Raw genomic sequence first — 13,922 nt, 5'->3', positions numbered from 1 at the left:
CTCACAAACAAATTAAATAGGATAACAAAAATATAGTTAGTATTTTTGCAAACTAGTTCATAAACGTATTAATAGTGTTATCAAGAAAGGTAGAGGGACTAGACCCGTTGAAGCCTTGGCAACCTCCCAAAATCTTGGGAAAGGTGCTACGTTCTACTAATATTTCAAGGAATATTAGAAAGATAACGAAAAGTGTTTCTTTTACTTTTCTTGATGACATACAGATATAAATTATCAAAAATGTCAAACATACAACAAGCTTTACAAGATCGTATTTTAGTGCTGGATGGTGCTATGGGGACTATGCTTCAACGTTATAAATTTACAGAAGAGGACTTTCGTGGTGAGCGCTTTAAAGATTATCCAATACCATTACAGGGTAATAACGATTTACTATCTATAACGCAACCAGAAGCTATAAAAACCATTCATGCCAAGTATTTTGAAGCTGGCGCAGACATTGTTGAAACCAATACATTTTCTGGTACAACCATCGCTATGGCCGATTATCAAATGGAAGATTTGGTGTATGAACTAAATTTCCAATCTGCAAAAATAGCAAAGGAAGTAGCTGATGAATTTACAAAACGTGAACCAAACAAACCACGTTTTGTAGCGGGTTCTATTGGGCCAACAAACCGAACAGCTAGTATGTCGCCAGATGTTAATGATCCAGGTTATAGAGCTGTAACCTTTGACGAATTACGAATTGCTTACAAACAACAAGTAGAAGCCTTGTTAGATGGTGGTGCTGATTTATTGTTAGTGGAAACCGTATTTGATACCTTAAATGCAAAAGCGGCATTATTCGCAATTGAAGAAGTTAAAGACGCTCGAAATATCGATGTGCCAATTATGTTAAGCGGAACTATTACTGATGCTTCAGGCAGAACATTGTCAGGGCAAACAGCCGAAGCCTTTTTAATATCTGTGTCTCATATTCCATTGTTATCTGTTGGGTTTAACTGTGCATTAGGTGCTAATTTATTGCAACCACATTTAGAAGCAATTGCCAATAAAACAGATTTTGCTATTTCAGCACATCCCAATGCTGGTTTACCTAATGCTTTTGGTGAGTACGACGAATCTCCAGAAGAAATGGGAGAACAGATTGAAGAATATTTAAAGAAAAATTTAATTAATATTATTGGCGGATGTTGTGGAACAACACCAGAGCATATTAAAATTATCGCAAATATTGCCGCAAAATACAAACCACGTACTGCTGCCGCTTTGAGCGCAGTGTAAGGTACACGTTAAGAGTTATGAAAATTAAGCAAACTAAATATATGAAATTGTCTGGTTTAGAACCTTTGGTTTTAAACGAAAACAGCAACTTTATAAATGTTGGAGAACGTACAAATGTAGCCGGTTCTAGAATGTTTCTTCGTCTTATAAAAGAGGAAAAATTTGATGAAGCCTTAGCAGTTGCTCGTCATCAGGTTGATGGTGGTGCCCAAATTATTGATATAAATATGGACGACGGATTGATAGATGGTAAAGAATCTATGGTTCGTTTTTTAAACCTTATTGCTGCCGAACCCGATATTGCTCGTGTGCCTATCATGATTGATAGTTCTAAATGGGAAATTATTGAAGCTGGACTTCAGGTGGTTCAAGGGAAATCGGTTGTAAACTCTATTTCCTTAAAAGAAGGTGAAGAAAAATTTATTTGGGAGGCAAAACAAATTAAACGTTACGGTGCAGCTGTTATTGTCATGGCTTTTGATGAGGTCGGGCAAGCCGATAATTATGAACGAAGAATAGAAATAGCAAAACGATCGTATGATATTTTAGTGAATAAAGTAGGTTTTCCTTCTGAAGATATTATTTTCGATTTAAATATATTTCCAGTTGCTACTGGCATGGAGGAACACCGCAGAAATGCCATCGATTTTATTGAAGCTACGCGTTGGGTACGTGAAAACTTGACAAATGTAAGCGTTAGTGGTGGTGTAAGTAACGTGTCGTTTTCATTTAGAGGAAACGATGGCGTGCGTGAAGCTATGCATTCGGTGTTTTTATATTACGCCATTCAAGCAGGAATGAATATGGGTATCGTAAATCCAGCACTTTTAGAAATATATGACGATATACCTAAAGATTTATTAGAACACGTTGAAGATGTAATTCTAGATAGGCGTGATGATGCCACAGAACGCTTATTAGAATTTGCTGAAACCGTTAAAGGCTCCAAAGTTGAAAAAGGTGTTGACTTATCGTGGAGAGAAAATCCTGTTCAAGATAGAATTACTCATGCTTTAGTAAAAGGAATTGATGCCTTTATTATTGAAGATGTAGAAGAAGCAAGATTACAAGCCGAAAAACCGATTGATGTTATTGAAGGTCACTTAATGATAGGAATGAACGTGGTAGGCGATTTATTTGGCGCAGGTAAAATGTTCTTGCCTCAAGTGGTAAAGTCTGCTCGCGTTATGAAAAAAGCCGTAGGGTATCTAAACCCATTTATTGAGGCTGAAAAAGGAGATTTACAAGAGCCCGTTGGTAAAGTGCTTATGGCAACTGTAAAGGGTGATGTGCATGATATCGGAAAAAATATTGTTAGCGTTGTATTAGCGTGTAATAACTATGCTATTGTAGATTTGGGTGTTATGGTTCCGCCAGAAAAAATTATTGAAACCGCCAAAAGGGAAAATGTTGATGCTATTGGTTTGTCTGGTTTAATTACACCGTCACTTGATGAAATGGTGTATTTAGCCAAAGAAATGGAGCGTCAAAATTTTACAGTGCCATTACTAATTGGTGGTGCAACCACCTCAAAAGCGCATACGGCTGTAAAAATTGATCCTCAATACAAAAACGCAGTAGTTCATGTTAATGATGCGTCGCGCGCTGTAACGGTTGTAGGTGATTTATTGAATAAAAAAACAAGTAATGAGTATGTTGCTAATTTAAAAAAGGATTATGATGAATTTCGCACCAAGTTTTTAAAGCGTGGTAAAGAAAAATCATATATTTCATTAATTGAAGCCAGAAAACGTAAGTTTAAAATTGATTGGGATACGTCTGAAATTGTAAAACCAAAAGAAATGGGTATTCAGATGTTGAAACAATTAAGTTTAAAGGAATTAGTGCCTTTTATAGATTGGAGTCCGTTTTTTAGAAGTTGGGATTTACACGGTAAATTTCCAGATATATTAACTGATGAATTGGTAGGTGAACAAGCAACAATCATGTATAACGAAGCACAAGTAATGATTGAAGAAATCATTGCCAAACAACTATTGAAACCAAGAGCTGTTTTCGGTTTGTTTGAGGCTAATGCTATAAATGATGATGATATTTCTATTCAGAAAAAAGGAAATGAAATAGTGAGGTTTAGAACCTTACGTCAGCAATTAAGTAAACGCGAAGGCATTCCAAACCTTGCTTTGGCCGATTTTATTGCTCCAAAAGAAACCGGTAAAATAGATTACATGGGAGCCTTTTGTGTTGCTATTTTTGGAGCACAAGAATTGGCTGATAGTTATAAGGCTAAAGAAGACGATTACAATGCGATAATGGCCCAAGCCATAGCCGATAGGTTTGCAGAGGCTTTAGCGGAATATCTCCACAAACAAGTAAGAACGAAACATTGGGGGTATGATGCAGGTGAATCGCTTTCTAACGATGATTTAATTAAAGAGAGTTATAAAGGCATTCGACCAGCACCAGGGTATCCTGCGTGTCCTGATCATTTAGAAAAGGAAACTATTTGGGAGTTGCTAGAAGTTGAAAAAATAATTGGTGTGAAATTAACCGAAAGCTTAGCCATGTGGCCCGCTGCAGCAGTTTCAGGATATTATTTTGCTAATCCGGAAGCGAAATACTTTGGTTTAGGTAAAATTACTGATGATCAAGTTACCGATTATGCGGTTAGAAAAGGTATTACTAAAGAGAAAGCTAGAAAGTGGTTGCATCCAACCATTGCTGATGAATAAGGTTTTCACGAATAGACACGCTTAAGCATCCAATAGATGCCTGAAATGTTTTAGCAATGACGAATTAATTGAAAAAAATGAAACCACAGTTTATAGAATTAACATTAGGTAGTTATATTATATCTCACGGTTATAATAGCAAAAACAAGGAAATGTTGGAGCCTATTCCTTCGGGAAATTTTTCGAAGAAAATAATTCCAGTTGATCGTATTAAATCGATTAGTGATAAATATATTTTAACCGATTATGTGGATGGAAGATGGATTTATTGGGAATATGAAGAAGACTATAATGCCGTTAAAAAGTTATTGCTTTAATTTGTAGTCGCATTTGCGTTAGGGATAGCAGCGGAAAGCCCGCAGCGAGGTACGAGCGAGGACTTGTAGCGTATAGCCCGACCCTTGGGTAACGCCCATAAAATATTTGAATTAAATTAAAATAAGATTTCTGTCTACGCAGGAAACAAGGAATGAAAGTAACAGACCATATAAAAAAGGCAAACGGAAAAACATTATTTTCTTTTGAAGTGATACCACCACAAAAAGGGAAAAACATTCAAGATTTATATAATAATATCGATCCGTTAATGGAGTTTAAACCACCGTTTATTGATGTAACAACTTCGAGAGAAGAATATGTTTATATTGATAAAGGTAACGGACTTTATGATAAACGCATAACTCGTCTTCGCCCAGGTACCGTTGGTATTTGTGCCTCTATAATGCATAAGTACAAGGTGGATGCCATTCCGCATTTGTTGTGTGGTGGTTTTACTAAAGAAGAAACCGAGTATGTATTGGTGGATTGTCATTACTTAGGTATTGATAATGTGGTGGCATTGCGTGGCGATTCTAGAAAGGATGAACCTTATTTTACACCAACTGTTGGTGGAAATGCCTATGCAAGCGAACTAGTGCAGCAAATTACAAACTTAAATAATGGAAAGTATTTGCATGATGATATAGAGGTTGAACATAACTATGACTTTTGTATTGGTGTTGCAGGTTATCCAGAAAAACACATGGAGGCACCTTCGTTTAATACTGATTTAAAACGTTTGAAAGAAAAGGTAGATGCTGGTGCGGATTATGTGGTGACCCAAATGTTTTTTGATAATAAGAAGTACTTTGATTTTGTTGAAAAGGCTAGAGCAATAGGTATTACAGTGCCTATAATTCCAGGTATAAAACCAATTGCTGTAAAGCGTCATTTGCAAATTTTACCTCAGGTATTTAAAATAGATTTACCAGAAGAACTTATTGAAGCGGTTGAAGCTTGTAAAGATAACAAGGCTGTAAGACAAGTGGGTATTGAATTTGCTATTCAACAGTCTAAAGAATTAAAAGCAGCCGGTGTACCATTTTTACATTATTACTCCATGGGAAAAAGTGATAATATAAAAGCAATAGCATCTGAATTATTTTAAATAAATAGATGCGTTTTGCTCAGCAGGACATTTGTTAATGAAGTCAATTTTTACTTGCTTTTTTTTAGTCTTAACCTGGTTGAGTTCTTCACAGGATAAACGAAACACATCATATTTTGATGTTAACTATTTTAAGGGAAATATAGCGTTACATAATAATGATATTCTACATTTAATACAAGGGCATCCAGAAGGTGTTATTATAGGCTGGAATAAAAAAACATATGGTTTTAACGATTGGGAACAACGCTATAATTATCCCGATTTCGGTATCTCTTTTGCTTATCAAAACTTAAAAAATGATGTTTTAGGGAATAATGCCTCGTTATATGCGCACTATAATTTCTATTTTCTGAATCGGAATTTAATGTTCAGAATCGCACAAGGTATTGGATATGCTCCAAACCCTTACGATAAGGAGACCAACTCTCGGAATATAGCCTTCGGTACACATCTATTAAGCAGTACCATGATGATGCTTAATTACAAAAAAGAACGCATTATAGATAAGTTTGGTTTACAAGCTGGTTTTTCATTAATTCATTATTCAAATGCTAATGTGAAAGCACCAAATGCGAGTGTGAATACTATCGCTTTTAATTTAGGGGTGACTTATAATCTAGATGATGAAGAACCAGAATATATTACCACGATAGCAGATAGAGGAACTGAAAAATTTACACAACCAATAAAATACAATGTCGTTTTAAGAGGCGGCTTTAACGAAAGTGATGTAGTTGGAAGCGGTACTTATCCATTTTATATAGTCTCGGCTTATGCAGATAAACGCATTAATGTTAAAAGTGCATTGCAGATAGGAACTGATGTGTTTTTTTCAAAGTTTTTAGAGGAACTTATTTACTATCAAAGCGTTTCGTTTCCTGAAAATAATGTTTCAGGTGATGAAGATTATAAGCGGGTTGGTGTTTTTGTAGGACATGAATTATTCTTAAACAGAACCTCGCTTGAAACACAATTAGGTTATTATGTGTATTATCCGTTTGATTTTGAAGGACAAATGTATTCTAGAATAGGCTTAAAGCGTTACATTAATAATAAATGGTTTGGTGCTTTAACTTTAAAAACACACGCAGCTAAAGCGGAGGCGGTAGAGTTTGGTATTGGGGTAAGATTATAATATGAAAAAACTAATTTACATTATTACAATTCTTTTACTTATTTCTTGTAACAGCGAAAATGCTGGTGATTGTTTTCAAACAACAGGGTCAATTGTTCAACAAGAAATTAGTGTTTCTGCGTTTGATAAAATTTTAGTTAATAGGGATGTTGAGTTAATTATTAAAGAAGGAAACGAGCAAAAAATTATTGTTGAGACTGGGACAAATTTATTTAACGAGGTAGAAGTTGTTGTTATTGATAAAAAACTTATTCTTACAGATAATAATACTTGTAATTTAATTAGAGATTACGGTGTTACTAAGGTGTATGTTACATCGCCAAACATAATAGAAATTAGAAGTTCTACACAGTATGAAGTGCGTTCTGATGGGGTGCTAACCTACCCAAATTTAACTATTTTGGCAGAAGATTATTTTATGCCAGAATCTTTTACAAGTGGAAACTTTAGCTTAGAAATTGACAATAATAGTTTTTCTGTAGAATTCAATAATTTATCCAATTGCTTTGTTTCAGGCAAAACAAATAACTTAAATATTTCATTTGCTTCTGGTACTTCACGTTTTGAAGGTGCATCATTAATAGCTCAAAATGTAACTATTTGGAATAGAAGTTCCAATGATATGATTGTGAATCCGCAACAGTCTATTACTGGAAGAATTTCGGGAACAGGCAATGTTATTGTCGTATCCAATCCACCAGTAATAGAAGTTGAGGAAATTTATAAAGGGAAATTAATTTTTAATTAAATTCACTGCTTGTTTAGCAATTTCCAATTCTTCATTAGTTGGAATTACTAAAATTTTAGTTTTTGAATCTTCTTTATTGATTGTTCGGATAACTCTTATGTCTGAATTATTTTTTTCAGTATCTAAATTGATTCCTAAAAACTCTAAGTCTTCACAAATTAGACCACGCATGTATTTTGAGTTTTCTCCAATACCAGCTGTAAATACAATAGCATCCAATCCGTTTAATATAGCAGCATAACTACCAATGTATTTTCTAATACGGTACGCATTCATTTGTAAGGCTAAAATACAGTCTTTATTGCCTTTTGCAGCCATACTTTCAATATCTCTCAAATCGCTATAACCTGTTAGTCCAAGCATACCACTTTTTTTGTTTAAAAGGGTGTTTATGTCTTTTAAGTTATATCCTAATTTGTCTTTTAAATAAAAAATGATAGCAGGGTCAACATCACCAGAGCGTGTTCCCATAATTAATCCACTAACAGGAGAGAAACCTAAGGAGTGATCGATGCTTTTTCCATCTTTAACAGCAGTTACACTACAACCATTTCCTAAGTGAACGGTTATGATTTTAGATTCTTTTTTACCTAAAAATTCAATAGCTTTTTCTGAAACGTATTTGTGACTTGTTCCGTGGAAGCCATATAAACGTATGTGGTGCTCCGTTAAAAACTCATTTGGTATAGCATATTTATAAGCTACTTCAGGGATGGATTGATGAAACGCTGTATCAAAAACGGCAACTTGTTTTGCAGTTGGGAAAATTGATTCGGCTACCAGTATACCTTCTAAATTAGCAGGGTTGTGTAAAGGTGCTAAAGATGATAATTCTTTAATTTTATCTTTAACATCTTCAGTTATTTCAGTTGTGTCACTAAAATAAACACCACCATGAACAACCCTATGGCCAACAATAGCTATGTCTTCCGGTGATTTTATCACACCTATAGCATCATCTAACAGGTGTTTTGCAACTAATTTTAAACCAGCTTTATGGTTTAAAATTGGAGATTCAGTTTCAACAGTGTTTTTGTCTGTTTTATATTTAAAAATAGCATCGTTTGATCCAATACGCTCTATAATACCAGAACAAAGAATAGTTTCTTCTGGCATTGAAAATAATTGAAATTTTAAGGATGAACTCCCAGAGTTTAATATTAATACTTGCATGTTTTTATATTTCTTGTGCTTGAATTGCGGTTATAATTACTGTACTGTAAATATCGTCTGCTGTACAGCCTCTACTTAAGTCGTTAACGGGTTTGTTTAATCCTTGTAAAATAGGGCCAATAGCTAAAGCGCCAGTTTCTCTTTGTACCGCTTTATACGTGTTATTTCCAGTATTTAAATCTGGGAAAATAAGTACACTTGCACGTCCTGCAACTTCAGAATTAGGAAGTTTACTTTGACCAATTCGTAAATCTACCGCAGCGTCATATTGAATTGGACCTTCAATTTTTAATGTTGGTTCTTGTGTGTTTACCATTACAGTAGCTTCTCTTACTTTTTCAACATCAGCACCTTTTCCTGAGGCACCAGACGAGTAAGATAACATGGCTACTTTTGGTTCAATTCCAAATTCTTTTGCTGTTTGTGCAGATGAAATAGCAATTTCGGCTAATTCTTTAGCATTTGGATTTGGGTTTATAGCACAATCGCCAAATACAGATACACGATCTTCTAAACACATGAAGAATACTGACGATACAATATTTACTCCTGGTTTGGTTTTTATAAATTGTAACGCAGGAAGTAGGGTGTGTTGTGTTGTGTTTACTGCTCCAGAAACCATACCATCTGCATGACCTTTGTAAATCATCATGGTTCCATAATATGACACATCAGCCATGGCATCTCTAGCCATTTCCATGTTCACATTTTTATGTTTTCTTAACTCATATAATGTGTTAACATAATCTTCAAAATGAGGTGATGTTTTTGGGTGTACAATGTTTATGTCGTTAATATCTAAGGCAATATCATACCTTTCAATACGTTCCTTAATTTTTTCAACTTCACCAATTAATGTCAATTCAACAACTTGTGCGTTTATTAATCTTGCTGCAGCTTGTAACACACGTTCGTCATATCCTTCTGGTAAAACAATGTGTTTTTTATTTTTAAGTGCACGTTGTAATAAATTGTATTGGAACATTCTTGGAGTAAAAATGTCTGATTGAAATGTAATTAATTGATCAGCTAATTTATCTGAGTTTACATTTAAGTCGAAGGTAGCGATAGATGTTTCAATCTTATCGATATTCTCAGCGTATATTTTAGATTTAATATTACCAATACTGTTGGTTACTGAATAGGTGCCACCTTTTACACTTATAATAGGAACAACGCTTGAAAGACCTTCAATTAATTTTAATATTGGTTCTTCAGGAATTAATCCTCCTGTTAAAACGATACCCGAAACTTTAGGATAATTTTTTGAAATATTAGCTTGTAAAGCACCTAAAATGATGTCTGCTCTATCTCCAGGGGTAATAACTAAAGCATTTTCTTTTAAGTGTGTAAGATAGTTTCTTAGTTGCATGGCTCCAACACTAAAACTATCAATTAGATTGTTTTGCATGTCTTTTCCAAAGAGTACTTTTCCGTCTAGGGATTTAATTACTTCTTTGATTGTAGGACTCGATAAGCTATGAATTTTTGGTATTACAGAGATATCCGTATTATTGTTAATACGCTCTTGTAATAATTTTTTCAATGTTCCCGTGTCTTTAGGCTCAACTTTATTAGTCATTATAGATAACACATCTACATCACTTCTAAAAGTATCGTAAGCTATTTGAACACTGTCTACAATTTCCTTATGATCTTTTTTGTCTCCCTGCATAACAATGATAACAGGTAAGCTAAGGTTTTTAGATATTAGAATATTCAAATCTAATTCTATACTCGAGTTTTCATGCGAAAAATCGGTACCTTCAACTAAAACAAAATCGAATTGCTCTTCTAGATATTTGTATTTTCTAATTATTTCATCAATCACCTGGCCAGATTTACCCTGGTTATACAAATCAAACACTTCATTCCTTGTAAAGGCAAATGTTTTTTTATAATTGATGTCAATTTCAAAATGTGATAGAACGGTACTTATATGGTTATCCATTTCTCCCATTTCTAAATCTTCAATGACAGGTCTGAAATAACCTACCTTAGCTGTTTTGCCTAAAAGCATACGCATTAAACCTAAAACAACAACAGATTTTCCGCTGTTTGGTTCAATGGTAGCAACATAAATTCCTTTACTCATTTTAGTGTTTTTGAATTGTCGCAATCGTTATCGTTTTTAAAATTTTGATAACTATGCGTATTTTATATAATGTTACAATTTGATTGAAAGCCACAAAATTAGCATCTAAATATTTTAGTAAAGATGATATTCGTCATGTTTGCGCTACAAAATTAGTAACTTTTGTAAAGTCTTTGCAATTTATTTTAAGTAAAGGTGTGTTTTTTTTAATTTGAAGTTAAATCTCTGAAAAGGGTTTCTAAACTTGCGTTTTTTTGATTTAGCTGTAAAATCTTTAATTTGTTATCATGAGCAAAATCGAACACATGCGAGCGCATATCTTCGGAAGTTAAAAAAGTGATTTCGTAAACAAAATCGTAGGTGTTTACAACCTTTTCAACTTTAGGTAGTTTTAATAAAAAGGCATTTTCAACACGGTAATCAAACTCTACGATAACAGTTTGCTCTTTACTTTCGCGCAATTGATTTAGTTTTTTATCTGCGACAATCTCACCTTTGTTAATTATAATAACACGATCGCACATGGCTTCCACCTCCTGCATTATATGCGTAGAAAGAAAAACCGTTTTAGTTTTGCCTATAGTTTTTATAAGGTTTCGTATTTCTACCAATTGGTTTGGATCTAAACCGGTGGTAGGTTCATCAAGAATTAAAACGTCGGGATTATGTAACAAGGCATTAGCAAGTCCAACACGTTGGCGGTAACCTTTTGATAGTTGTCCGATTTTTTTATGAGCTTCTTCTGTTAGTCCTGTAAGTTCTATTACCTCCTGGATGCGTGTTTTATTAACCTTATAAATTTGTGCATTAAAAGCTAAATATTCTTTTGCATACATTTCTAAATACAGTGGGTTGTGTTCTGGTAAGTAACCAACACTTTGCTGTACTTTCTGTTTGTGGGTAGTTACATCATAGCCGTTCACTATGGCAACACCTTCATTAGCACTTAAATAAGTGGTTAAAATTTTCATCATAGTCGATTTTCCAGCACCATTCGGACCCAGAAACCCAACTATTTCTGGTTTATCAACCTTAAAAGAGATGTTATTCAATGCTTTTTGGTTTCCGTATAGTTTCGTAACCCCTTCAACGAGTATCGACATATTTAATAATTTTTAAACAAAAATAATGATTATCTAATGTAATGTGTGTTTTGCTGTAAAATATTTAAAACTTTAATCAAATATGAAAAAAAGATTTTATCATGCTTTTGTTTCTTAAAATATTATTTACTTTAGCAGCATAATTATGAAGACAACAGTAGGTTATACATATTTTAGCGGTTTTTATTTTTTCTTTAGCAGAAAAAACGAGGCGTTGTATGTGTAATTTATAAACATAAATTTTAATACTAAGTCTCGATGAAAATCGGGACTTTTTTTTGTATATGATTAAAACAGTAGCCATACAAGGTGTAAAAGGGTCCTTTCATCATATTGTTTCCCAGCAATATTTCGATAAGCCTGTTGATGCTATTGAATGTTCAACATTCGATCAGGTAGTCGATTCTTTAATTACAAAACAATGTGATGCCGCAATTATGGCTTTGGAGAATTCTATTGCGGGTTCTATCATTCCAAATTACGCTTTAATTAACAAATTTGGATTGCATATTGTAGGAGAGCATTATGTGGATATTCAGCATAATTTAATGGTACTTCCAAATCAGAATATAAAAGAAATAAAGGAAGTGTATTCGCATCCAATGGCATTATTGCAATGTATGGAGTTTTTTAAACTTCATCCTCATATAAAATTGGTAGAAGATAAAGATACAGCCGAAGTTGCACAGCGTATTCAAGAAAAGCAACTAAAAGGTGTTGGAGCAATTGCAAGTGTTATGGCAGCTGAGATTTTTGAGTTGGAAATTATAGCACATAGCATTCAAACTATAAAACACAACGAAACACGCTTTGTTATTGTTAAACGAGTAAACTCCGAAATACCGCAAAACGAAATAAACAAGGCTTCTGTAAGGTTTGAGGCAGATCATAAACGAGGTAGTTTAGCTGCTATTTTAAATGTAATGAGCGATTGTAAGTTGAATTTAACAAAAATTCAGTCCTTACCAATTATTGAAACACCATGGAAGTATGCCTTTTTTGTTGACGTTACGTTTGAAACCTACGAAGAGTTTAGAAAAGCCAAATCTATTATAGAAATTATGGCACAAGGATTTAAAGTATTAGGCGAATATAAAAACGCGAAAAAATGATTGAAGCAGCAAATAGACTAAACACCGTTGAAGAGTACTATTTCTCTAAAAAATTAAGAGAAGTAAATCTGCTTTTAGCTAATGGCAAGCCTATTATAAATTTAGGTATTGGTAGCCCAGATATGCAACCGCCACAAAAGGTTATTGATGCTCTAAATGAAGGATTCACAAATCCTAATGCTCATAAATACCAAAGTTACCAAGGTTTACCAGAATTAAGAGAAGCCATTGCAGGGTTTTATAAAGAACATTTTTCTGTGAGTTTAAGTCCATCCACCGAGATTTTACCATTAATGGGAAGTAAGGAAGGGATCATGCACATTTCAATGGCATACCTTAACGAAGGGGATGAAGTTTTAATACCAGATCCTGGATATCCAACCTATGAATCGGTTACCAAATTAGTAGGTGCAAAACCAGTTTTTTATGAATTGGATGAAGCTAACCATTGGCAACCAGATTTCGAAGCTCTAGGAAAATTGGATTTAACGAAGGTTAAAATAATGTGGGTAAACTATCCACACATGCCAACGGGTGCCCAACCAAGTAAATTTTTATTTGAAGAATTGGTGGCTTTTGGTAAAAAACATGATATTTTAATTGTAAACGATAACCCATATAGCTTCGTTTTAAATGAAGATCATCAAAGTATATTAGGTGTAAAAGGAGCAAAAGATGTTTGTTTAGAACTTAATTCACTTAGTAAAACGTTCAATATGGCAGGTTGGCGTGTTGGAATGGTTGTTGGAGACAGTAAACACATTAGTAATGTTTTAAAAGTAAAAAGTAATATGGATTCTGGAATGTTTTACGGCATTCAGAAAGGAGCTATTGAAGCTTTAAAATGTTCTAAAATGTGGTTTGTTACACTTAATAATGTTTATAAAGAACGACGTGATTTAGTTTGGCAATTAGCGGAAGCATTAAATTGTACTTATGATAAAAATGCCACAGGTTTATTTGTTTGGGCAAAATTACCACCGTTTGTAAAATCAGAAGAGTTCATAGATTTGGCATTAAAAAACAATCATTTGTTTATCACGCCAGGAACTATTTTTGGAAGTAAGGGCGAAGGTTACATTAGGTTTTCATTATGTGCTTCAACAGAAGTATTGGAAGAAGCTATAAGAAGAGTAAAATGAGTTTACAGGCAAGGTTTACTGCATGATAGGCAGAAAAACAATTG

The 13,922-nt window shown here is 33.9% G+C and carries 11 protein-coding genes and 1 riboswitch; of the genes, 8 read left to right on the top strand and 3 right to left on the bottom strand.

The window, feature by feature from the left end:
* Nucleotides 1–74 precede the first annotated feature (74 nt).
* Nucleotides 75–189, top strand: a riboswitch (SAM riboswitch).
* Between the two features lie 51 nt (nt 190–240).
* From ABYI63_RS00385 to ABYI63_RS00360, 6 genes are all read left to right on the top strand, one after another.
* A complete protein-coding gene (locus tag ABYI63_RS00385; protein WP_372752244.1) occupies nt 241–1,248 on the top strand; it encodes a homocysteine S-methyltransferase family protein in 1,008 nt (335 codons plus the stop codon).
* A gap of 17 nt (nt 1,249–1,265) precedes the next feature.
* On the top strand, nt 1,266–3,941 hold the full coding sequence (gene metH / locus ABYI63_RS00380; protein WP_372752242.1) for a methionine synthase: 2,676 nt from the start codon (nt 1,266–1,268) through the stop codon (nt 3,939–3,941).
* 77 nt (nt 3,942–4,018) lie between these two features.
* Nucleotides 4,019–4,258 (top strand): hypothetical protein, encoded by a 240-nt coding sequence (locus tag ABYI63_RS00375; protein WP_372752240.1) that lies wholly within the window; start codon nt 4,019–4,021, stop codon nt 4,256–4,258.
* Nucleotides 4,259–4,410: 152 nt separating this feature from the next.
* Nucleotides 4,411–5,367, top strand: a complete 957-nt coding sequence (gene metF, locus ABYI63_RS00370) for a methylenetetrahydrofolate reductase [NAD(P)H] (protein WP_372752238.1) — start codon at nt 4,411–4,413, stop codon at nt 5,365–5,367.
* A gap of 37 nt (nt 5,368–5,404) precedes the next feature.
* Entirely contained in the window at nt 5,405–6,505 is a 1,101-nt protein-coding gene (locus tag ABYI63_RS00365) for an acyloxyacyl hydrolase (RefSeq protein WP_372752236.1), read from the top strand.
* A gap of 1 nt (nt 6,506) precedes the next feature.
* Nucleotides 6,507–7,253, top strand: a complete 747-nt coding sequence (locus ABYI63_RS00360; protein WP_372752234.1) for a head GIN domain-containing protein — start codon at nt 6,507–6,509, stop codon at nt 7,251–7,253.
* Here ABYI63_RS00360 and ABYI63_RS00355 read toward each other — a convergent pair.
* The 3 genes from ABYI63_RS00355 to gldA all read right to left on the bottom strand — a co-directional run bounded on the left by ABYI63_RS00355 (nt 7,239) and on the right by gldA (nt 11,624).
* Nucleotides 7,239–8,426 (bottom strand): acetate/propionate family kinase, encoded by a 1,188-nt coding sequence (locus tag ABYI63_RS00355; protein WP_372752232.1) that lies wholly within the window; start codon nt 8,424–8,426, stop codon nt 7,239–7,241. The two genes, ABYI63_RS00360 and ABYI63_RS00355, sit on opposite strands and share 15 nt — an antisense overlap.
* A 4-nt stretch (nt 8,427–8,430) precedes the next feature.
* Nucleotides 8,431–10,521, bottom strand: coding sequence for a phosphate acetyltransferase (pta, locus tag ABYI63_RS00350; RefSeq protein ID WP_372752230.1), 2,091 nt, complete (start codon nt 10,519–10,521; stop codon nt 8,431–8,433).
* A gap of 206 nt (nt 10,522–10,727) precedes the next feature.
* Nucleotides 10,728–11,624, bottom strand: coding sequence for a gliding motility-associated ABC transporter ATP-binding subunit GldA (gene gldA, locus ABYI63_RS00345; protein ID WP_372752228.1), 897 nt, complete (start codon nt 11,622–11,624; stop codon nt 10,728–10,730).
* Between the two features lie 284 nt (nt 11,625–11,908).
* Between gldA and ABYI63_RS00340 the strand changes: the two genes are divergently transcribed.
* Together ABYI63_RS00340 and ABYI63_RS00335 are read left to right on the top strand one after the other, a co-directional pair.
* A complete protein-coding gene (locus tag ABYI63_RS00340) occupies nt 11,909–12,736 on the top strand; it encodes a prephenate dehydratase (protein WP_372752226.1) in 828 nt (275 codons plus the stop codon).
* On the top strand, nt 12,733–13,878 hold the full coding sequence (locus tag ABYI63_RS00335; RefSeq protein WP_372752224.1) for a pyridoxal phosphate-dependent aminotransferase: 1,146 nt from the start codon (nt 12,733–12,735) through the stop codon (nt 13,876–13,878). Before ABYI63_RS00340 ends, ABYI63_RS00335 begins: the two co-directional genes overlap by 4 nt.
* Nucleotides 13,879–13,922 lie beyond the last annotated feature (44 nt).

The organism is Mariniflexile sp. (assembly GCF_041583155.1).
GTDB lineage: Bacteria > Bacteroidota > Bacteroidia > Flavobacteriales > Flavobacteriaceae > Mariniflexile.
Note: the sequence above shows the minus strand (reverse complement) of the source record. Positions and strands in the feature narration are given on the sequence as shown.

Coding starts and splice junctions, on each gene's coding strand:
- ABYI63_RS00385 (WP_372752244.1), top strand. CDS start 241: ATGTCAAACATACAACAAGCTTTACAAGATCGTATTTTAGTGCTGGAT.
- metH (WP_372752242.1), top strand. CDS start 1,266: ATGAAAATTAAGCAAACTAAATATATGAAATTGTCTGGTTTAGAACCT.
- ABYI63_RS00375 (WP_372752240.1), top strand. CDS start 4,019: ATGAAACCACAGTTTATAGAATTAACATTAGGTAGTTATATTATATCT.
- metF (WP_372752238.1), top strand. CDS start 4,411: ATGAAAGTAACAGACCATATAAAAAAGGCAAACGGAAAAACATTATTT.
- ABYI63_RS00365 (WP_372752236.1), top strand. CDS start 5,405: ATGAAGTCAATTTTTACTTGCTTTTTTTTAGTCTTAACCTGGTTGAGT.
- ABYI63_RS00360 (WP_372752234.1), top strand. CDS start 6,507: ATGAAAAAACTAATTTACATTATTACAATTCTTTTACTTATTTCTTGT.
- ABYI63_RS00355 (WP_372752232.1), bottom strand. CDS start 8,426: ATGCAAGTATTAATATTAAACTCTGGGAGTTCATCCTTAAAATTTCAA.
- pta (WP_372752230.1), bottom strand. CDS start 10,521: ATGAGTAAAGGAATTTATGTTGCTACCATTGAACCAAACAGCGGAAAA.
- gldA (WP_372752228.1), bottom strand. CDS start 11,624: ATGTCGATACTCGTTGAAGGGGTTACGAAACTATACGGAAACCAAAAA.
- ABYI63_RS00340 (WP_372752226.1), top strand. CDS start 11,909: ATGATTAAAACAGTAGCCATACAAGGTGTAAAAGGGTCCTTTCATCAT.
- ABYI63_RS00335 (WP_372752224.1), top strand. CDS start 12,733: ATGATTGAAGCAGCAAATAGACTAAACACCGTTGAAGAGTACTATTTC.